The sequence below is a fragment of the Frankia sp. CgJB1 genome, assembly GCF_977947065.1.
Map to the genome: position 1 here is coordinate 1 of NZ_CDWTNB010000006.1, position 19,752 is coordinate 19,752.

General features: G+C 68.9%; 17 protein-coding genes and 2 pseudogenes. 4 read left to right on the top strand and 15 right to left on the bottom strand.

Annotated elements, in window-relative coordinates; all coding sequences use genetic code 11:
- Positions 1 to 303 precede the first annotated feature (303 nt).
- The 5 genes and pseudogenes from AC08OT_RS01485 to mscL all read right to left on the bottom strand — a co-directional run.
- Positions 304 to 390 (bottom strand): annotated as a pseudogene (locus AC08OT_RS01485) (DNA-binding response regulator); the annotation flags it as partial.
- A gap of 99 nt (positions 391 to 489) precedes the next feature.
- Positions 490 to 1,329 (bottom strand): hypothetical protein, encoded by an 840-nt coding sequence (locus AC08OT_RS01490; protein ID WP_476602473.1) that lies wholly within the window; start codon positions 1,327 to 1,329, stop codon positions 490 to 492.
- A 346-nt stretch (positions 1,330 to 1,675) separates the two neighbouring features.
- Positions 1,676 to 1,942, bottom strand: coding sequence for a hypothetical protein (locus AC08OT_RS01495; RefSeq protein WP_476592289.1), 267 nt, complete (start codon positions 1,940 to 1,942; stop codon positions 1,676 to 1,678).
- Positions 1,943 to 2,345: 403 nt separating this feature from the next.
- Positions 2,346 to 3,296 (bottom strand): S1C family serine protease, encoded by a 951-nt coding sequence (locus AC08OT_RS01500; protein ID WP_476592290.1) that lies wholly within the window; start codon positions 3,294 to 3,296, stop codon positions 2,346 to 2,348.
- Positions 3,297 to 4,298: 1,002 nt separating this feature from the next.
- Positions 4,299 to 4,694, bottom strand: a complete 396-nt coding sequence (mscL, locus tag AC08OT_RS01505) for a large conductance mechanosensitive channel protein MscL (protein ID WP_476592291.1) — start codon at positions 4,692 to 4,694, stop codon at positions 4,299 to 4,301.
- Between the two features lie 901 nt (positions 4,695 to 5,595).
- Between mscL and AC08OT_RS01510 the strand changes: the two genes are divergently transcribed.
- A complete protein-coding gene (locus AC08OT_RS01510) occupies positions 5,596 to 6,414 on the top strand; it encodes a hypothetical protein (protein WP_476592292.1) in 819 nt (272 codons plus the stop codon).
- Between the two features lie 28 nt (positions 6,415 to 6,442).
- Here AC08OT_RS01510 and AC08OT_RS01515 read toward each other — a convergent pair whose 3' ends face one another.
- From AC08OT_RS01515 to AC08OT_RS01525, 3 genes are all read right to left on the bottom strand, one after another.
- Entirely contained in the window at positions 6,443 to 7,621 is a 1,179-nt protein-coding gene (locus AC08OT_RS01515) for a CE1 family esterase (protein ID WP_476592293.1), read from the bottom strand.
- A gap of 27 nt (positions 7,622 to 7,648) precedes the next feature.
- On the bottom strand, positions 7,649 to 7,984 hold the full coding sequence (locus AC08OT_RS01520) for a hypothetical protein (RefSeq protein ID WP_462203044.1): 336 nt from the start codon (positions 7,982 to 7,984) through the stop codon (positions 7,649 to 7,651).
- A gap of 260 nt (positions 7,985 to 8,244) precedes the next feature.
- Positions 8,245 to 9,132 (bottom strand): membrane protein, encoded by an 888-nt coding sequence (locus tag AC08OT_RS01525; protein WP_476592294.1) that lies wholly within the window; start codon positions 9,130 to 9,132, stop codon positions 8,245 to 8,247.
- A 374-nt stretch (positions 9,133 to 9,506) separates the two neighbouring features.
- Here AC08OT_RS01525 and AC08OT_RS01530 point away from each other — a divergent pair, with 374 nt between their 5' ends.
- Positions 9,507 to 10,163, top strand: coding sequence for a UdgX family uracil-DNA binding protein (locus tag AC08OT_RS01530; RefSeq protein WP_476592295.1), 657 nt, complete (start codon positions 9,507 to 9,509; stop codon positions 10,161 to 10,163).
- Between the two features lie 55 nt (positions 10,164 to 10,218).
- Here AC08OT_RS01530 and AC08OT_RS01535 read toward each other — a convergent pair whose 3' ends face one another.
- The 4 genes and pseudogenes from AC08OT_RS01535 to AC08OT_RS01550 form a co-directional block, all read right to left on the bottom strand.
- The gene (locus AC08OT_RS01535; protein ID WP_476592296.1) at positions 10,219 to 10,953 is read right to left on the bottom strand and encodes a L,D-transpeptidase; all 735 of its coding nucleotides are present in this window, start codon (positions 10,951 to 10,953) and stop codon (positions 10,219 to 10,221) included.
- Between the two features lie 20 nt (positions 10,954 to 10,973).
- Positions 10,974 to 11,774 carry a hypothetical protein gene (locus AC08OT_RS01540; protein WP_476602474.1) on the bottom strand — a complete coding sequence of 267 codons (801 nt, stop codon included), beginning with the start codon at positions 11,772 to 11,774 and terminating at the stop codon, positions 10,974 to 10,976.
- Between the two features lie 380 nt (positions 11,775 to 12,154).
- Positions 12,155 to 12,889, bottom strand: coding sequence for a pyridoxamine 5'-phosphate oxidase (gene pdxH, locus AC08OT_RS01545; protein ID WP_476602479.1), 735 nt, complete (start codon positions 12,887 to 12,889; stop codon positions 12,155 to 12,157).
- Between the two features lie 225 nt (positions 12,890 to 13,114).
- A pseudogene (locus tag AC08OT_RS01550) lies at positions 13,115 to 13,402 on the bottom strand (toll/interleukin-1 receptor domain-containing protein); the annotation flags it as partial.
- A gap of 430 nt (positions 13,403 to 13,832) precedes the next feature.
- On the opposite strand from AC08OT_RS01550, the gene AC08OT_RS01555 reads away from it, so the two are divergent.
- Complete coding sequence (locus AC08OT_RS01555; RefSeq protein WP_476592299.1) at positions 13,833 to 14,942, top strand: citrate synthase 2; 1,110 nt, start codon at positions 13,833 to 13,835, stop codon at positions 14,940 to 14,942.
- Positions 14,935 to 16,059, top strand: a complete 1,125-nt coding sequence (serC, locus tag AC08OT_RS01560) for a phosphoserine transaminase (RefSeq protein WP_476592300.1) — start codon at positions 14,935 to 14,937, stop codon at positions 16,057 to 16,059. Before AC08OT_RS01555 ends, serC begins: the two co-directional genes overlap by 8 nt.
- A gap of 85 nt (positions 16,060 to 16,144) precedes the next feature.
- On the opposite strand, the gene AC08OT_RS01565 is transcribed toward serC, so the two are convergent.
- From AC08OT_RS01565 to AC08OT_RS01575, 3 genes are all read right to left on the bottom strand, one after another.
- On the bottom strand, positions 16,145 to 17,512 hold the full coding sequence (locus tag AC08OT_RS01565; RefSeq protein ID WP_476602475.1) for a citrate synthase: 1,368 nt from the start codon (positions 17,510 to 17,512) through the stop codon (positions 16,145 to 16,147).
- Between the two features lie 266 nt (positions 17,513 to 17,778).
- Complete coding sequence (locus AC08OT_RS01570) at positions 17,779 to 18,468, bottom strand: response regulator transcription factor (protein WP_476592302.1); 690 nt, start codon at positions 18,466 to 18,468, stop codon at positions 17,779 to 17,781.
- The gene (locus AC08OT_RS01575; protein ID WP_476602476.1) at positions 18,459 to 19,730 is read right to left on the bottom strand and encodes a sensor histidine kinase; all 1,272 of its coding nucleotides are present in this window, start codon (positions 19,728 to 19,730) and stop codon (positions 18,459 to 18,461) included. Before AC08OT_RS01575 ends, AC08OT_RS01570 begins: the two co-directional genes overlap by 10 nt.
- Positions 19,731 to 19,752: the final 22 nt, after the last annotated feature.

Here is a 19,752-nt window from a genome sequence, read left to right on the forward strand (position 1 = left end):
AGTGGAACTACATGTTCACTTCCCGTAGACCCGACATAAAATAATCAAGTTATTTCAATGCAAATCCGTAGATCGTCGGCGGAGGCGACATCGAGAACTCCATTTGCTTGCGTATGTGGTCGCCACAGCCGCAAGCCATGCGCTGTTCCGCGGTGCGGTCTTCCTCGACGGGCGTAGGGGTTGACTCCGTGGCGAGTGTGACGCAGAATCGACCATGTGTTCGGGTGGCTCCTGTCATCCTTTCAAGTGTGCGGGCTTTCAAGTACGCGAGCACAGCCAGAACATGGTGATGATCTTCCGTGAGAGATAACCACTTGTGCTAGCATCATCGGCGAGTAACTCTGCGGCATATTTCTTTTCGACATACTGGCTGAGAACAAGGACCGGGGACTCCGAGTGAAAAATGCGTGATTATGGCGCCGACGGGTCCGGGACCGAACCGCAGTCCCTTCCAGGCCTACTATCGGCACTCGGCGGATCTCGGGATTTTTAACGTCCTGCTCGATCTGGCATCTTTTGAGTATGCCCGTATCCACATTGTTGTGCAATGTGGACTAGAGAAAAGACTAGATGAAAATGGGTAGTGGTATTGTAATCGGATTGATGATCCAGTCGCCTGTGTCGGGCGAACTTGTCCTTCCGGTGGAGAAGCTGCTGGGAGCGGGTCCGGTACTTGGGCTCCCGGGGTTGCCACTCGGTGGGGACGTCGACGTCGGAGCGCCCACCTCGGTCGGTGCCGTCGAGGGTGGGGTGCTCGGTGGTGCCGTCGGCGGTTGGCTGGCTGACGATGGAGTCGTGGTCGGCGGCTGTGTAGGAGTCGTGGTCGGTGGCTCCGTCGTCGGCGTGCGTGGCGCCGGGGCGGTGGACGGCGAGGACGGAGGCGGTGCCGCAGGCGTCTTGACAAAAGCAGGGTCGGGACGGGTGAGAGGCGGAGGGCGAGGGCTTGCTGACCTGCCGCGCGATGGGCTCCATGAGGCGTGGTTCCAAGCCCCCGGGCGACGCAGCCCGGCTGGTGAACGCTCCGGCGACCGTCGGGACGACTGTCGAGGACGTCGCGGCCGCATTGCTGGGTGCGGCCGCAGGCATGGGCGGACGTACCGCGTCCGGGGTCGGCGCCTGCGTCACCTGCCCCTGCGTGATATTCGGCCTGTCCTCCGACAGCAGCTGGGCATCGGAGGTGGGCCAGTTCATGACCGCCGTGAGGCCGGCGACGGCAATGGCCGTCACCACGGCGACTGCCACCGCCGACCGCCTGCGCCATCCCGCGGTGCCGCGGCCAGTATGAGTCTGTGGTGCGTCGGTGAGGTCATTGTCGGAGTCCATGCGCATGAGCGGGAGTAGACGCGTGGGGTGCGTGGTGGCGGCGATGATGGTTTTCTCGGCATCGGCGTACCTGTCACCGCTGGGTGGAGCAGTCGGTACCTTGACGAGATTGACCTTCGGTGTCTCCTTGGTGGTCTCGCCGACTTCGCTCTTAGTATCGGTATCGGTATCGGCCGCGGCGGGCCGCTGCCGCAGCCCGCCGACTGGCGGCTGAGGCTGCGGCTACAGCCGCGACAGCGGCGCGATCGAAGGTGCGCGCGAGGCCGACCCGCAGACTCGCCGGCGCCGGAACCACGGCACCGGTGAGGAGCTCTTCGGGCGAGACTCCATGGGGTACCGGGATGCTGCGCGCCTAGGGCGATCCCGACCAGGCCAGAGCGCTTCCTCGAGCAAGCTCGAGTAGCCAGGACCGCAGCCGGGTGGGATCGCTCAGGGGATTTAGACGAGTGCGGGCGACGAGGGCGAACGCCGTCCCGGCCGCTGCGCGGGCCACGGTGGGATCGCCCAGAATCAGCAGGCACATCGAGAAGACATCATCGGCGTACAGATCGTAGAGATCGTCGAACGCCTGCCGGTCACCACGTCGGACACGGGCCACCAGGTCCGCGTCGTCGTCCATACTCAGCTTCTCCCCGGGGACTAGCGGCGGCCCCGGAACGGGCCGGCATCGCCCCATCGGTAGCCCGGTGAGGCAGTCCCAATGCTAGAAGTTCGTCCCCCGCAGCGGGTGAACGTCGTGAAGATTTTGTTGTCGCCGATTCGACAGTCGATAACGCTTGACTACTGACGTCGTCGCACTTTGATCCCCATCGACTACGGCTGGTTACTTTGCCTGGTAGGTCTCACGGCAGGGTGGCCATGTCCCGTCGGAGACGGGACCAATCCACCCTGGACGAACCTGCCTTCAATGGGTATAAGCCGAAATCTGTCACCAATTCGGCAGAACTGGCGTTCGGAACCGGACCGGCCATTCGCGGCCTTCCGCTGGAAGGCGCCACGCTTCTTGCGGGTCGGGACATAGCTCAGGATGCTGGTGGTTGTTGGGCGAGCCGGGCCTTGACGGTGCCGCTCTGTCCATCACGGGTATAGGTCACTTCCACCTCGTCGCCGATGGCGTGGGACCGGACCGCCGCGATGAGGGAGTCGACGTCGTTGACAGCACGGTTGCCGACCTTCGTGATGACGTCGTCGGCGCGAAGGCCGGCCTTTTCGGCGGGTCCACCCGGAACCATGGAGCGGATCTTTGCACCGTTGCCGCTGGAGGCGGTGGAGCGGGTGTTCTCCTCCGAGGTGGAGGCGCTGACGCCCAGGTACGGGTGTCGGGCGCTGCCCGTAGAGATCAACTCGGTGGCCACCGACCCGGCATAGTTGCCCGGAATAGCGAAACCGACGCCGATGTTGCCGGACTGCTGGCCGCCACCGAAGGGACTTCCACCACCCACGGTCGCGATCGCGCTGTTCACGCCGATGATCTCGCCGCGACTGTTGACCAGCGGACCACCGGAGTTACCGGGGTTGATTGATGCGTCGGTCTGGATTGCGTCGAGCACGGTGTTCTGCTGATCCCGCACGGTTGAATCCCCGGTGCGCACCGGGCGATGCACGGCACTGACGATGCCGGACGTGACCGTGCCGTTCAGCCCGAGCGGGCTGCCGACCGCTACCATCAGTTCCCCGATGCTCAGCGTGTCGGAATTGCCGAACGTGGCCGCCGTGAGACCGGTGGCATTGATTTTGATCACCGCGAGGTCCGAGCTCGGATCCGTGCCTACGACCTGCGCATCGAAAGTACGACCGTCCTGCAGAGTGACCGTCAGCGAGCCGCCATTCGCGGCACCCGAGACCACATGGTTGTTCGTCAGGATATGCCCGTCCGAACGGATGATGGTGCCGGAGCCGGTGCCTGACTCGCTGCTCGATTCCTCGGAGATTGTCACGACACTCGGCAGGATCTTCTGCGCCGCGGCCGACACAGTGTTCGCGGCTGCGGGCGACGTTCCACCGGAACTGTCCACGGTGTTGTGCAGACCGGCGGATGTGACGATGGTCTGCCCCCCGTTGTTGTCGGCGACCAGCGCTCCGACACCGCCACCCACACCGGCCGAGACCAGGGCGATGGCGAGTCCGGCGGCGACGAGCCGCCGTCGGCGCCAAGGGGGCGAGGCGACCATGGTTGTCTCGTTGCCGTAGAGGTCCTGGGTGGGTGGCGAGCCGGCGCCGCTCGGAGAACTCCATGGCGGTCCCCAGGAATACCCTCCGGTCGGGGGGCCCGCGGGAGGTCCCGCGGGGCCGGCCGCGCCGTTCACGGCTCTCGGGGCAGCGGGACCACCGGGTGGCGGACCTGAAGGCGGTCCCCACGGGCCGCCGGGCGACGCCGTCGGAGGCGGGCTTCCCGCGGAGAGCGCGGCCTGCGGCTGGCTGGCCTGGGACGGCCCGGCCGGGTACGGAGAATCCGGATACGGACGAGGATCCCCATGCGGGGGATGGGGATTCGGATACTGAGGATGCTGGCCGGAGGGTGGCCCCAGCGTCGGCGGTTGGCTGTACGGCGAGCCGGGCGGACGGGAAGGCGGGCCCGCCGGGAGGCCGGGTTCGGAGCTGGCGGGACCAGCCGGGTGATCTTGGCCGGCTCGTGTCGCGGCCGCGCCGCCGATGGGCGGAGCCCAAGGGGAGGGGGGGAAGTCATGCCCGGCGCCGGACCCCTCCCTGCCGCCGCCCCTGGGGGCGTCCTCGGCGCTACTGCTGAAGGGGAGACGCGGTGTCATGGTAGGCACTTTCCCTTGAAAGCCTGAGCGATTCCTGAATGCCGACCAACGTTCGGGTAAGCGATCCGGTGTGGAGCCGCGCGGTGTGGAGCCGCGCGGTGTGGAGCCGCGCGGTGTGGAGCCGCGCGGTGTGGAGCCGCGCGGTGTGGAGCCGCGCGGTGTGGAGCCGCGCGGTGTGGAGCCGCGCTGGGTCGGCCCGGGTCGGCTGGGTCAGCCGGTGGGACGGTGTTCCGCCAGTAGATCACGGATTTCCGTGAGCAGGCGTGCTTCGTCGGTGAGTACTGGGTCCTCCTCCGGCGGGACCTGCCCCCGCGTCCGTCGCTCGTTGATGGTGTTCAGGGGGAGTACTACTACGAAATAGATCACTGTAGCGACTGAGAGGAATGCGATGATACTGTTGATGAACTCGCCGTACCGAAACATGCTGCCGTTGATGGTGAAGGTGAGGGCCGAGAAGTCGGGTTTGCCGAAGATCGCGGCGATCAGCGGGGTGAAGATGGTCTTCACCAGCGACGTCACCACTGCGGTGAAGGCGGTACCGACCACGACCGCGACCGCCAGGTCGACGACGTTCCCTCGCATCAGAAACTGCCTGAAGCCCTTCATGCGGCGTCCCCCCTGAAATATGTGCCTGATGACATGGGAGGATATCGGTGCAGATCAGTGGGTGACCGGCGAGGTACCTGGCCGATCCCTTTACGCCTTCGGTGGGCTACTATCAACTAAGCTCGCGCAACGTCGACGCAACGCCGTGGTACAGCGGTGGGACGGGCGGACGCAAGCGGAGCTCGGGATCGGAGGTCGTCTGGTGACGGACGGTGTGCGACGGACCGAGTGGGACGACGACCGGCAGTCTCCCTACTATCAGGGGGGCGGTAGCAGTCCCTCGATGGAGCCGTATCAGCCAGCGGGGCCGGATCCGCGCCCGCAGCATAGCGGCTACGGCCCTCCGACCGGGTCATATGACGCCGCTGGACCGGTGACCGGGCCCTACCACCCGGTACCGGCGAGCCACGGCAATCCATATCAGGGCAGTTCGATACAGCCCGAGGATACCGATTCGCCGTCCACCGGCACCTCGATGCGCCGGGCGCTCGTCCCGCCCGCTCGGACCGAGGGCCGGCGGTCCCGAGTCGTTCCTGGTTCCGCTCCCGCAGCCGCACCCGGGCGTCAACCACCCGAATGGGCTACCGATGGAAGGTCGGATCCACGAGGTGGACCGAATCGGCAGAATGAGGGCGGTCTGCCGCGGGCCAAGACGGCGATGCCGACACGTCGGGCCGACGGTGCCCCTACAGGCGGTCCGTCGACCGGCGGCGCCGGAATGAGGGACGGTGGAACAGGCCTGCGGACGCCCTACGGCAGGGATGCCGGCGACGACCTCGGACTCGACCGGCGCCGTGCCGATCGCACCGATCCCGGTCGGCCTGATCGGCCTGACCGGTCCGGTCGACCCGACCGACCCGAGGCTTACCCGCCGGGCGGGGGGCGGAGCCGGCCGAATCCGGTGCGGTTCGGCGCCGACCAGCGGGTCGCGGCGCGTCGCTCAGGGGGCCTGACCTCCGCCGCGGGCACAGTCGATTTCCCCGACGAGGACGACGCTCGCGATTCCCGGCAGGGAGATCGTGATTCCGACACCATGCCCTTCCTGCATCGGGTCGGGGTGGCCCTGGTGGTGCTGGCCGTGGCACTTGGGGTGGGCGTCGGGGCCGGTGCCGTCTGGGAGACGGTCCGGCCCAGCGGCCGGACCGCCACCAATGCGGCCCCGGCGCCGACGGCAGTATCGTCCGGCGGTCCCGCAGCGGCCGCGCCTAGCCCGAGCACGGGGGCAGCCGGCGGTAAGGCAGCTGGCGGTCAGGCGGCCGCGGGCCAGATCGCGGTGCCGGCGGACTGGACCTCGTTCACCGACACTGTGCAGAAGGCCACCTTCTCCCACCCGCCGGTGTGGAAGCAGCGGCGCGACAACACCGGCATCTTTTATGGCGAGCCCGGCACCGTCTCGGAGTACGGACCGCAGAGGATCGGGGTGGCCCGGGTCGCGGTGCAGGATCCGGTGGCAGCGCTCACGCAGGTCCAGTCCGCCGAGTTCAACACGGTCCCCGGTCTGACCAGGGACCGTTCCGGCCCGGCGACGGACACCAGCGGTCAGCCCACCCAGGAACTCGTCGGCTCGTACGACCGGGAGGGGCAGCGGGTCTCTTACCTCATGCGCACGGTGTCGGTGTCCGGTGCCGTGTACGTGCTCATCGCGCGAGTGTCGACCGACGTCCTGGCGTCGCTCAATACGCTGATGGGCGCGCTGCGATCCTCGTTCGCGCCGGCCTGATCCGTCCCTGCCGGCTGGCCGTCGCGGGTCACATCCGCGGGCCGGGCCGCGCGGAACGGGCCGGAGCCAGCAAATTCCAGATCACCCTGCCCGTGGCGAAGGCGGCCGGTCCGGAGACGGCCGGCCAGCCGTGGGCCAGGGCGGGCAGCAGGAATTGCACGACCCGGGCCGAGGAGGCACAGGGGGTCTCCTTGCGCAGGGCGACGGCCGGTGACGTCACCGTGGTCGAATTCGCGGGCACACCCGGGACGGCGCTCGGCATCAGGACCCGCGGGGCGGCGTTCACCAGCGCGCTTGCAGGGTGCGCCGGCCCGCTTGCCGGGGGCACCGGGGGCACGGCGACGGGCGCGGCCACGTCCGCGTCCGTTCCAACGCTCAGCGCGGACTGTGATGCCACCGGGGCGTGCCATGGCATGCCGGTCGAATCCGTGAGGACAGTGTCCGTAGGCCGGCTCGGGACGGGGCAACGATCCACCGACCGGAACGGGATCATGCTCTCCTCGACCGGCGTGATCGCGGTCCGCAGCACCGGCGACCAGAGGGTCCCCTGGTAGGGCACATGGCCGTCCGCCCCGCCGTGGACGACCACGACGGTCAGCGGGGCGCCCGGACGGCAGTCCGACACCTGACGGCTGGCCGCCACGACGGCGATGCCCGCGAGTTCGTCCCCGTGTTCGCAGGCGTACCGGTAGGCCAGCATGCCGCCGTTGGACAGACCGATCAGGCTGACCCTGTTCCGGTCGATCGGGTAATGCTCGCTGAGATGCGCGATCAACGCGCGTAGCCAGCCGGCGTCATCGGTATGGTTGATCACGGCGGTGTCGCAGCAGGTTCCAGCGTTCCATGCCCTGTTGAGGCCGTCCGGGTACACGACGGCGAGGCCGGCGGCACGGGCGAGGTTGTCCAGGTCCCAGTGCTGCTTGGGGTCCGCGCCGTCGTAGTGCAGGCTGTGCAGCGCCACGAGCAGGGGATAGGGCTTCGGGGCGTCGGACGGGGGCAGGGTCATCCGGATGCGGGCGCCCCGTCCGGAGCGTTCGAACGCATCGGGACCCGTGGTGGGCGCCGGGGTGGCGGCCAGGACTACATGACCACGTCGGGGACCCTCCAGCACGCCGCAGCCGGACGTCGTCAGCAGAAGGGGAACCAGGAGGGTGAGGAGCCAGACCGCGGCGACGCGGCGGCGACGGACGGCCGGCACGAGGGCCATTCTGACGCGCGTCCAGCGCCCCGGGCGTCACCGGTGTCGATGATTGCTCTTCGTGTTCGAACTACTACGAGCGAGATCGCCCTCGGGGGTGCGGACCACATTGAGTCTGGGACGATCCGCGTCGGAAGGCACCCAGCGGCCCGATGATCGTGTCTCCGTGTTTTCCGCGGCCGTGCGGTAACGGTCGAACGCCTCCTGGGCACGGCTTTCCAGATCGCCCACGAGAGCGAGTGACTCGCGTACCCGCCGCTCCCCGGCGGGACCGGCGGCGAGCAGGTCCGACAGACAGTTGTCCACGGCACGCCGCGCCGCCAGCCAGCCGAGGAGCAGTCGGGAGCGCTCCATATCCGAGAGCTCGTCCACCGAGATGTCCCTCCGCTCGCCACTCGTGACGTTGATGAGGTTTCCGCCGTGAGGATCGGCCACCTGCGGACCGATCTGGCAGGGTCCCCTGGCTGGGTCAGGTGTCCGGGTCAGGGCGATATGCGTGGTCGAGGTCAGCGACCGACTTTTACCGTCCGTCCTCTCCCAGAGTGCCCCACCTGAGGCCCGAACACGCCGCAGTTCGCCGAACGCACACCCACCGGCCGACGGCGACCGGGATGTGGGGGACGGACCACACGTTACGTGGGTCCCCCCGGAAGCGGTCGGCCGGCGGGCGGCGGGGGCTCGTCCACCGCAGACGGTGGAGGCCGTTCGGAGGAGCCGGTTTTGGACAGTGGCCCCTCGCCCGGTGGCGGGATCGGGGGTCGAGGCGAGGCGACGGCCGGCGGTGGCAGCGGCCGTTCCGGCGCGTGTGCCGGGGAGGTGGTGGGGCGGCGATCGTGCCACTTCGCCCGAGCCTCGGCGGCGGTGTCCTCGACGTGTTCGAGGATCTCCTCCCATCGGATCTGCATGGGTCGAATGAGGCCGCCTCCCACGCCGACGACGATCACACCGGTGAGGGAGGCCAGGATCGCCCAGAGGACCGGTGTGGTGACCGACGTCGCGAGTCCCACCTCGTCCAACCCCGTTTTGCCGAAGGCGACTACGAGCACGGTGGCCACGATGTTGCCGGCCGCCCGTCCGTACGCGAGGTCGCGTAGTGCCTCCGTGACGAAGGTCCGGACGACCCGGGCGAGGCCGACCCCGATCATGATGACCAGCGTCGCGAGCAGGGTGCGGAGCAGCAGAGCGAGTAGATCGGTCACGGTGTCCTCGGCCGTGTTCGGTCCGAAGACCCCCAGCGCGATCCGCAGCACGCCGAGCAGGCCGATGCCCATGAGCACCCGGAGCCCGCTCGCCCGCACGCTCTGGGCCGGCTGGTGCAATAGCCGCGGCAGGCCGGCGCGATCGATGATCCGATCCAGGCCGGCGCGTTCGGTGAACCGGGTGACGAGGCGCGTACCCGCCCGGACCAACAGCCAACCGAGCAGACAGATCGCGAGGAAGAGGCCTACTTTCGGAGCTGTCGCGGCGATTTGCGACCATGCGTCGGAGAAGCCCCGATCCCACTCCACGGCAAGCGTCACCCGTACAGCACAACAGCAAACGCTGTGTAGTTGAATGATGACACGCCGCTATTTTGCGGGGTGGTCCCGTGGATTGGCCACCCTTGATCCTGGGCAGGGGGATGCGTGGGCAGGATCCCCCGCTCGAAGACCGGCGGAGAAGTGGCGGGCTCCGCCGGAGGTGGTCGCGTCGGCGTGGGATGTGGAGGGCAGCTCACGCACGGCGCGCCACGCATCTCCGCGTACCACGCATCGCTCCGCACCACGCATCGCCCTGTACCACGCATTGCCCCGCACCCCCGGCACCGGGGTCCCGGCACGCCGGGTCTCCCAGGGCTCGTGCGGCTCGTGCGGCTCGTGCGGACGGGCGAGGGCCCGTCCGGTTGAATCGGTGGATGAGCATGCAGCCCGTACACATACCACCACGGGCGGACCTGCCGACCCTGGCGGCGGCGGCCGCCGACTGCCAGGGATGCGACCTCGCGCAGCTGCCCGGTACCCGCACGGTCTTCGGGGTCGGCCCCGCGCACGGCTGGCTCGCCCTCGTCGGCGAGCAGCCGGGCGACATCGAGGACCGGCGGGGTGCGCCGTTCGTGGGCCCCGCCGGCAAGCTGCTCGACCGGGCCCTCGGCGAGGTGGGACTCGACCGTGCCGAGGTGTACATGACGAACGCCGTCAAGCACTTCCGGTATCGCACCGGCAACGGCCCGCGGCGGATCCACCAGACCCCGGACCCGCGGCATGTCACCGCGTGCCGTCCCTGGCTATCCGCGGAGCTCAACCTCGTTCGGCCGGCGATCGTCGTGATCCTGGGGGCTACGGCCGGTATGTCGCTGCTCGGACCGTCGTTCCGGGTGACGAAGATGCGTGGCCGGCTGCTCCCCGGGCCGGCCGGCTCCGGGGCTCAGCTGCTCGCCACGCTGCATCCCAGTGCGGTGCTACGGGCAGATCCCGCCCGCCGTGACGAGGTCTACGCCGGATTCGTCGACGATCTGCGGATCGCCGTGGCGGCCCGTCCCGCCATGGGCCCGTCCGCCTCGGTGGATGCATAGCCCACCCGGGCCCCGGCGATCCTCCGCCGGGAAGGGCCTCGTTACCGATCTTCTTCTAGGCGATGATGTCGATCGGTGTACCGAGGGGAACGGTCTGGGCGAGTCTGGTGATCGCGTCGTTGCTCAGGCGGATGCATCCGTGGCTGACGTCCTTGCCGATGAGCTTTGGTTCGTTCGTCCCGTACATGCCGATGACCGGCTTGTGGCCGCCGAACGAGCTGAGTGATGTCGAGAAGCCGTTAAGCCCGAAGGCATACGGCCCGTACGGACCGTTCGGATCACGCGGCTTGAGCAGCTCCATGAGATAGAAGCGCCCGCCCGGCGTCGGGGTGTCGGCGGTGCCGATCCCCACCGGCTCCTCGGCGATCTGCGTCCCGTTGCTGAACACATGGAGTCGGTGCCTGCCGCGGGAGACAACCAGCCGGTACGACGTCTCGGACGCGGCGACCTGGTCCGCCTTCAACCAGCCGGTGCTGCCGTTCGGCTGCACCGGCAGCAGTACCTGCCACCATCCCGACAGCTTGGCCTGGACGAGGAAGACCCGCTTGACGCCGTTCTCATTCGGACTGGCCAGCGTGGAGGAGGGTTGGGTGTCAGTCGGGGCGCTGTAGACGTCGACGCTGGCACCCACGGCCGTGACCACGGTGCTCTTTCCCTGGCCGAGCCCGGCGACGGCGGCGAGCTGGTTGCGCACCTGCAGGGAGAGATCGGTGGAGGCGTTCCTGGCGCCGTCGCCGCAGCTGGTCAGCACGACGCCACCCAGGATGGCCGCGAGGGCGCCCGCGGCCATCCTGGGACCAGGTCCGGAGCTCATCGCGTGTAGTGCGGATCGGCCGGGACGGCGCTCGTGGCGGCGGGCACCGCGACGGGTAGCGGAGCGGGCGGTGCGAGCGGCAGCGGGGCCGACCCGCCCGTGCAGTTGGAGACACCGACCGTCGGCACGGTCACGAGCAGAACCTTGGTCTTGGCGTCCCAGGGGGAGCCGATTACCGCGAGCGCCTTCGAGGGGACGTCAACGGTCTGCTTCGGCCCGATGTCCAGAATCCCGCCGTGCAGGCTGGTGTCGAACCAGCCGAATCCAAAGGCCTTGTCCGCGGTGTTCTTCAGTTTCCAGGAGGGGACGGAGCCGTCGCAGGTGAAGGTGAGGAACAACGGGTTGACGTCCATGTCGTCGATGCTGTTGATCTGCTTGTCCAGCGGGACCTCGAAGGGCAGCAGGTCGAGGAAACCGTCGAGTGTCGGGTTGCCGGTGCCGTTGATCGGGCTCGCGGAGGACGTCGCGTCCGCCGTCGCGCCCGGAATCAGGGCCGCGGCGTCGGTGGGCGTGGCATTCGGCGTGGCGCTCGGATCGAGGCTCGGAGTGGCGGTCGGGCCGGCCGTCGGGTCCACGCCGGCCAACGGCACCGTCGGGTCCACGCCGGCCAACGGCTCTGTCTTCGGTGTCGCCGTCGGGGCGTCGGCAACGAGGGGGGACGGGCTCGGCTGGGTGACGGCTGTGGCTGTGGCCGTGGGCGACGGTTCCGGAGTTTCGGCGAGCGCCGGGAAGGCCAGTGCGATGGTCGCCGTGCCGAGAACGCCGGCCACCGCGGCACGCATTCTGGTGATACGCATAAATCCGTCTCCTCGACGTGTGCCGAGCACGTTGATTGCGGGCAGGAGCGATTGCAGCCAAGAAGGTAGCAACGCGCCGTTCGTCCCCGGGAGGCCGGGTCCGGCGTAGCGGAACTGTTGGGTGGCGCGGCCGCGGTTTCGTGGTTGTCCGATGGGGTCCGTTGAGTCCGGCACGTTCAGCACCGGCCCAGTACGTTCAGTATCGTTCCGGCACGTTCAGTGCGGATCCGATGGGTTCAACGGCGAGCGGCGAGCGGCGAGCGGCGAACGGCGAACGGCGAACGGCGAACGGACGTCAGTGAAGACCGCTAAGCCGGGCCGAGTCAATAAGGTGTCTCCGGGTGTGTCGCCGGCCGGCGGATGCGCGATTGCCGTGACGGTCAGGGGGCGAGGCGTTCGATGACCCAGAGATCTCCGGCCGCGGTCGGGACGACGGAGTCCGTGCCGTCGCCGTCGGCCGGTACCGACACCCGCCGGTACCGCAGCCGGTCGTGCAGCCGGTCCGCGCGGCCCTGCCAGAACTCCACGATGTCCGGCACGATGCGTAACCCACCCCAGAACTCCGGTGTCGGCACCCGGGTGCCCTCGGGCCAACGGGCCGCGAGCTTGGCGGCGCGGTCGTCGAGCACCGTACGGGACTCGATGATCGTCGACTGGTGGCTGGCCCAGGCGCCGAGCTGCGAACCACGCGGACGCGACTGGAAGTAGCGTTCCGTCTCGGCCCGGCTCACGCGCTCGATCGATCCGATGACGACGACCTGGCGCTCGAGGGCGTACCAGGGGAAGACCAGCGAGCCGAAGGGGTTCTCGGCAGCCTCACGGCCCTTGCGCGAGGTGTAGTTCGTGTAGATCACAAAGCCCCGCTGGTCGAACCCCTTGAGCAGCACGGTCCTGGCACTGGGCCGCCCGGCGGCGGATGCCGTCGCGAACACGGCCGCGTTGGCCTCCGGAACGCCTACCCCGGGGGTGGCTGCGTCGGTGAACCAGGCGGCGAACTGTTCGACCCAGGTCGGCGCGAGATGCTCCGGCTCCAGATGACCGGTGCGGTAGCCCTGGCGGAGCAGGGCGGGATCGGGGACGTCCGGATCGGGGACGTCCGGATCCGGACCGCCCACCGGCGGCTCGTCGGCAGCGGAGGCTGGGGCCACGCCCCGATCCTGCCAGGCAGGCCGCGCGCGCCAGCGGGACGGCCCCGAGGGTGATCCCGCCGGGCCAGGGTCCGTCGTCCTGGTCAGGAGAGCTCGGTCAGGAGCTCGCGGACGCCGAGGTCCCAGCGGAACCGTAAGGTCGGTGCACCGCCGGCCAGCCAGCCGATATGGCGCGTCGCCGCCCGACGACCCCGACAGCAATGCTGGTACCAGGGTGATACCGCGGGCGGCGAGATCATCGGCCAGTGCGGGTAGCCATTCCTGGACGATCCACGGCGCGTGGATTCCCAACGTGGAGTATCCGAGCACGAGAAAGTCGGCGGCGGCGAGCGTCTCATTCATGAACATGGACACGGTGTCGCCGATGCGTATCTCCCAACGGTCCAGGTGCACCGCGTGCCCCGCCGCGCTGATCGCCCGGCCCAACCGTTCGGCGGATGCGATGTCCGCCGCGCGATGACTGATGAAGACGAACGCCATGATCCTCCCGTCGTGTTCGCGCTGCGTGACTGCCGCCGGTCAGGCGTTCCAGGCACGAGGCCCGACCGTAGCGCGGAATGATCTCAGTTGACCAAACTTTCCGTTCACCGCTCTCGGCATATTCGTATAAATAGTAATATGATGAAAAAACTGTTGTGACTTACGTCATATTTTATGGGTTTCGCGTTGCCCAGTGCATCGGTCTGTGCGCGGTCGGTTCCAGATCAGGGTTGGATGGAGCATCGCGGGGCACGCGGGGCACCTGCGCCCTGGCGCGGTGGGATGCCTCGCGGCAGGATCGGATGGAGCAGCACCCACGGGGCAGCACCCACGAAGCAGCACCGACGGGGCAGGACGCGGACGGGCCGCCGGCGGGACCATAGAGACAGAACCGGTGGGACCAAGAGACAGAAGCGGAGATCCGGACTCGATGGCCGAGAAAACAAGCGATTTCAAGCCCGGTCTGGAAGGTGTGATCGCCTTCGAGACGGAGATCGCCGAGCCGGACAGGGAAGGTAGCGCGCTGCGTTACCGCGGCGTCGACATCGAAGACCTTGTTGGCAAGGTCGACTACGGCCACGTCTGGGGGCTGCTGGTCGACGGGGCGTTCGAGCCCGGACTGCCGCCGGCCGAGCCCTTTCCGGTCCCGGTGCACTCTGGTGACATCCGGGTGGACGTGCAGAGCGCGCTCGCGATGCTCGCGCCCTACTGGGGCCTGGGCCAGCTGATCGACATCACCCCGGAGCAGGTGCGGGACGATCTTGCCCGGGCGTCGGTCGTGGCGTTGTCGTTCGTCGCCCAGTCCGCGCGGGGCCTCGGTCAGCCGGCGGTGCCGCAGAAGGAAGTTGACCGGGCCCGGACGATAACCGAGCGGTTCATGATCCGTTGGCGTGGTGAGCCGGATCCCAGGCACGTCCAGGCCGTGGACGCCTACTGGGTCTCGGCCGCCGAGCACGGCATGAACGCCTCGACGTTCACCGCCCGGGTGGTCGCCTCGACCGGCGCGGACGCCTCGGCGGCGCTGTCGGCCGCCGTCGGTGCGCTGTCCGGTCCGCTGCACGGCGGTGCTCCGTCCCGGGTGCTCGCGATGCTCGACGAGGTCGAGCGCACCGGCGACCCCCTCGGCTACGTCCGCCGCGCCCTGGACCGTAAGGAGCGCCTGATGGGCTTCGGGCACCGGGTGTACCGCGCCGAGGACCCGCGGGCCCGGGTGCTGCGCCGGACCGCTCGTGACCTGGGCTCGACCCGCTACGAGGTGGCGGAGGCGTTGGAGGCCGCCGCGATCGAGGAGCTGGCCAACCGGTTCCCGGATCGCCCGCTGCGGACCAACGTCGAGTTCTGGTCGGCGGTGGTGCTGGACTTCGCCGAGGTGCCGGCCCATATGTTCACGTCCATGTTCACCTGTGCCCGCACCGCCGGCTGGAGTGCCCACATCCTGGAACAACAACGCACCGGGCGGCTGATCCGCCCGTCCGCGCGGTACGTAGGCCCCGCTCCGCGCCCGCTCGGTGACGTCCTGCCGGGGGTCAGCCGTGGCTGACGCTCCCGCGATCGTGCTGCCCGACCGGCTGCGTCCCCGGGACGGCCGGTTCGGCTGTGGCCCGTCGAAGATCCGTCCTGAGGCGGTCGAGGCCCTCGCCGCGAGCGGGGCGACCTACCTCGGCACCTCGCACCGGCAGAAGCCGGTCAAGAGCCTGGTCGGCCGGGTGCGGGCAGGCCTGTCCGAGCTGTTCTCCCTGCCCGAGGGCTACGAGGTCGTGCTCGGGATCGGCGGTGCCACCGCCTTCTGGGACGCGGCCGCCTTCAACCTCGTCCGGACCCGCTCCCAGCACCTCGTCTTCGGCGAGTTCGGGGGCAAGTTCGCCGACACGACGAAGGGCGCGCCGTTCCTGGCCGCGCCGTCGGTGATCTCCTCGCCGCCCGGTACGCATCCGGACTGGGCGCCGGAGGCGGGCATCGACGTCTACGCCACCCCGCACAACGAGACCTCGACCGGTGTCGCCCGTCCGGTCCGCCTGCCGGTGGGTGCGGACGACGGCGCCCTGCACCTAGTCGACGCCACCTCGGGAGCCGGCGGGCTGCCGGTCGATGTGCGCGAGGTGGACGTCTACTACTTCGCGCCGCAGAAGAGCTTTGCCTCCGACGGCGGCCTGTGGACGGCGCTCGTGTCCCCGGCGGCGATCGACCGGCTCGCCGAGATCGCCGCAACGGACCGGTGGATCCCGCCGTTCCTCGATCTCGCCACGGCCCGGGACAACAGCTCCAAGGACCAGACCTACAACACCCCGGCGGTCGCGACGCTGTTCCTGTTCGCCGACCAGATCGAGTGGATGCTCGCCCAGGGCGGGCTGGACTGGTGCGTGCGGAGGACCGCGGAATCGTCGTCCATCCTCTACACCTGGGCCGAGAAGACTTCCTACGCGACACCGTTCGTCGCCGACCCGGCCGCGCGTTCGCAGGTCGTCGTGACGGTCGACTTCGAGGGGGTGGACGCCGCCGCCGTGGCCAAGGTGCTGCGCGCAAACGGTGTCGTCGACGTCGAGCCCTACCGCAAGCTCGGCCGCAACCAGCTGCGGGTGGCCTGCTTCCCGGCGGTCGAGCCGGCCGACGTCGAGGCGCTCACCGCGAGCATCGACTACGTGGTCGAGCACCTGTAGGCGCCGGGAACCGGCGGGAGCCGCCGGCAACCACAAGGGCCGGGGCCGCGGGAGACACCGCGGCCCCGGTGGGGGCTACGGCCGGTCAGCGCAGCGGGCGCTCCGGTGCCGCCTGGGCCGCCTGGGCCGCGATCGGGTCGGTCCCGCTGTCCACGACCCCGCTACGGTCGTCGATCGGGACATATGGCCGCTGGTCGTAGCCGATGTACAGCTGGCGCGGTCGGGCGATCTTCTGCTCGGGGTCGAGCAGGCCCTCTTCCCACTGTGCCAGCCATCCCGGCATCCGGCCGATGGCGAACAGCACCGGGAACATCTCCACCGGGAAGCCCATCGCCTGGTAGATGATGCCGGTGTAGAAGTCGACGTTCGGGTAGAGCTTGCGCGCGACGAAGTACTCGTCCTCCAGCGCGATCCGCTCCAGCTCCATGGCCAGGTCGAGGAACGGGTTCGTGCCGGTGACCTTGAAAACCTCGTCGGCGACCTGACGGATCACCCGGGCCCGCGGGTCGTAGTTCTTGTAGACCCGGTGGCCGAAGCCCATCAGCTTTTTCTTGCCCTCCTTCACCTGGGCGATGAAGGCGGGGATGTTCTCGACCGACCCGATCTCCGAGAGCATCCGCAGCACCTGCTCGTTGGCGCCACCGTGCAGCGGACCGTAGAGCGCGGAGATCGCGGCGGCGGCCGCCGAGAACGGGTCCGCCTGCGAGCTGCCGACCGCGCGCATCGCGTTGGCCGAGCAGTTCTGCTCGTGGTCGGCGTGCAGGATGAACAGCACGTCGAGGGCGTGCTCCAGGTTGGGGTCCGGCTCGTACTTGAGCTCGGTGGCCTTCCACATCATGTTGAGGAAGTTGCCGGCGTAGGACAGGTCATTGTCCGGGTAGACGTACGGGAAACCGACCGAGTGCCGGTAGGAGAACGCTGCCAATGTCGTGATCTTGGCGATCAGGCGGACGATCTGCAGCCGGCGCAGCCCCGGGTCGTCGATCGTCTTGGCGTCCGGGTAGAAGGTCGACAGCGCACCCACCGTGGAGACTAGCATGCCCATCGGGTGCGCGTCGTGGTGGAAGCCGTCGATGAACTTCTTGATCGACTCGTGGACCAGGGTGTGATGGGTGATCTCGTCTTCCCAGGTCGACAGCTCCTCGGCGGAGGGAAGCTCGCCGGCGAGGAGCAGGTAGGCGACCTCGAGGAAGCTGCTCTTCTCCGCCAGCTCCTGGATCGGATAGCCGCGGTAGCGCAGGATGCCGGCGTCACCGTCGATGTAGGTGATCGCACTTCTACAGCTCGCCGTGTTCGTGAAGGCGGGGTCGTACGTCATCAGCCCGAAGTCGTCGTCGCTCGTTTTGATCGAGCGAAACGCACTCGCACGTACCGTGCCGTCCGTAACCGGTATCTCATATGTTTTTCCGGTGCGGCTGTCGGTGACGGTCAGTGTGCTGACCTGCTCGGACACGCCGGGCTCCTCTCGCTGTGGCGGTGCCGCAATGACGGCACTGGCCCAAGTCGGGGCGCGCGTCCGGGTACGGAGCGCTCACGCCGGTTCGCTGGCTCACATGGTTGTTCCCAAGTTTGGCCGTTCGTGCCTGCACATGCCCGTGATCGGGGGGCTCCGTCCCACGTGGGCTGCGCCACCCCGGTGGGACAGAGTCTTCCGTGGCTGCGCTCGGGGGTGGAATCACGCTTCGATGGTCACTGCGGCTCGCCCAACCGGGTGGACCGCTACTCGGAGAGCGAGGAGTGGTCCTCGCCGCCGGCCTCGCCACCGGTGGCTCGGAGCCAGGCCAGCACGGCCAGTACCCGACGGTTGTCGTCCGCGGAGGCCGGCATCCGTAGCTTCGTGAAGACGTTGGCTACGTGGTTCTCGACGGTCTTCGGCGCCAGATGGAGCTTGGCGCCGATGCCCTGGTTCGATCGCCCCTCGGCCATGTGCCGGAGCACGGCCCGCTCCCTGGCGGTGAGGCGTTCCAGTTCGCCGGCCCGCCGGCGATGGGTCAACAGGCCGGCGATGATCTCCTCGTCGACGACGAGCCGACCGCTGACCACCCTGCGTAACGCGTCGTGCAGCGCGGTGATGTCGTCCACCCGGTCCTTGAGCAGATATCCGATGCCGCCGCCCCCGTCACCCAGCAGCCGCAGCGCGTATGGCGTCTCGGCGTACGTGGACAGCACCAAGACGCCCATCGCGGGATGGGCCGCACGTATCGCCTCGGCCGCTAGCAGCCCTTCGTCGGTGAACGTCGGAGGCATCCGGATGTCCAGGATGACGGCGTCGGGCCGGCCGCAGGCGAGCTGGTCGATGATCTCGTCCGCGGTCCCGGCCTGCGCGACGACCTCGACTCCCGCGGCAGCCAGCAGCATGGCCAGCCCCTCGCGGAACAGTACTGAGTCATCCGCGACGGCTACCCGCACGGGATGCTCGCCGTCAGTCGGGTGCCGCCGCCGGACGGGCTGAGGATGCTCAGGTCGCCGCCGAGCGCACGTACCCGGTCCGCGAGACCCGCGAGCCCGCCACCCTCGACCACGACGGCACCGCCCTTACCGTCATCGGTGACCTCGATCAGGATGCCGTCGTCCACGCACCGGACCGTCACCCGGACCTGGGCCGCCCCGGCGTGTTTGACCGTGTTCGTCAGCGCCTCGCAGATCGTGTAGTAGGCGCCGGCCTCCAGGATCGGCTCGAACCGGACGGTCGGGATGTCGAACTCGACCTTGACGGGGAGGGGCTCGACCACCACCTCCAGGGCTGGGAGCAGCCCACCCTGACTCAGCATGGCCGGGTGGATTCCCCGGGCCAGACTGCGCAGGTCCTGGAGAGCATGATGCAGATCCTCGCGAGCGGCTTCGATGGCAGAGATCGTATCGGGGTCGGAGGTCTTTGTCCGGGCGAGTCCCAGCCTGGTGGCGAGGGCCAGCAGCCGTTGCTGGACGCCGTCGTGCAGATCGCGCTCGAGGCGGCGCCGTTCGATCAGGCCGACCTCCACGATGCGGGCCCGGGAGGCGCGCACGGCGTCCAGCTGCGCGGCCACGGCGGCGTGCAGCCGGGCGTTCTCCAGCGCCATGGCGCTGGCCTGCAGTGCGACCGTGACCAGGTCGCGGTTGCGCTCCTGGGCGGCGGCGGCGGAGATCAGCGCCAGTGGCGCGCCCGACGAGGTCGTCACCGGCACGAGCAGCCGGCTGGCTCCGGGACGGGGCGGGGTGGCCGTTGCGCCTTCGGCGTCGACGTGCCGCCGCTCCTGCGGCATCCACAGGAAGAGCCCGGCGGAGTCGTCGTGCAGAGCCGTACGCAGGATGTCTCGTACGGCCGGGACCGTCGGCGGCATCGGCAGCGTCGCCAGGAGCTGTGCGATGCGGGCGCGGGCGAGCTGGCGGCGTACGCCCGCCGCGGCGAAGGACAGGGGGATGGTCAGCAGCGCGAGCGCGATGAGGATGAAGGCCGGCGGGACGTAGGCTCCGCTGGGGTTGTAAACGAAGATGTTGACCGTGGCGACGAGGGTGAACGCGACCAGCAGTGCGATGGCGACCGGTCCGAAGATCCGGCGGTCGAGCGCGGAGTAGCGGCGCAGCCGCGCGCGGACAACCCAAAAAAGGCCGCGGCCAGCACGAGGGTCAGGCTGTTGAGGACCCAGATGATCTCCTCGAAGACATCCCGGTCGATCGGCGAGCCATACCACCAGACATTTCGGGAATATCCGA

Bases quoted from the DNA above. Each gene is read 5' to 3' on its own strand.
- AC08OT_RS01530 (WP_476592295.1), top strand. From the start codon at position 9,507: ATGAGCATGCAGCCCGTACACATACCACCACGGGCGGACCTGCCGACC.
- AC08OT_RS01490 (WP_476602473.1), bottom strand. From the start codon at position 1,329: ATGCGCATGGACTCCGACAATGACCTCACCGACGCACCACAGACTCAT.
- AC08OT_RS01515 (WP_476592293.1), bottom strand. From the start codon at position 7,621: ATGGCCCTCGTGCCGGCCGTCCGTCGCCGCCGCGTCGCCGCGGTCTGG.
- AC08OT_RS01495 (WP_476592289.1), bottom strand. From the start codon at position 1,942: ATGGACGACGACGCGGACCTGGTGGCCCGTGTCCGACGTGGTGACCGG.
- mscL (WP_476592291.1), bottom strand. From the start codon at position 4,694: ATGAAGGGCTTCAGGCAGTTTCTGATGCGAGGGAACGTCGTCGACCTG.
- AC08OT_RS01540 (WP_476602474.1), bottom strand. From the start codon at position 11,774: ATGCGTATCACCAGAATGCGTGCCGCGGTGGCCGGCGTTCTCGGCACG.
- AC08OT_RS01535 (WP_476592296.1), bottom strand. From the start codon at position 10,953: ATGGCCGCGGGCGCCCTCGCGGCCATCCTGGGTGGCGTCGTGCTGACC.
- AC08OT_RS01555 (WP_476592299.1), top strand. From the start codon at position 13,833: ATGGCCGAGAAAACAAGCGATTTCAAGCCCGGTCTGGAAGGTGTGATC.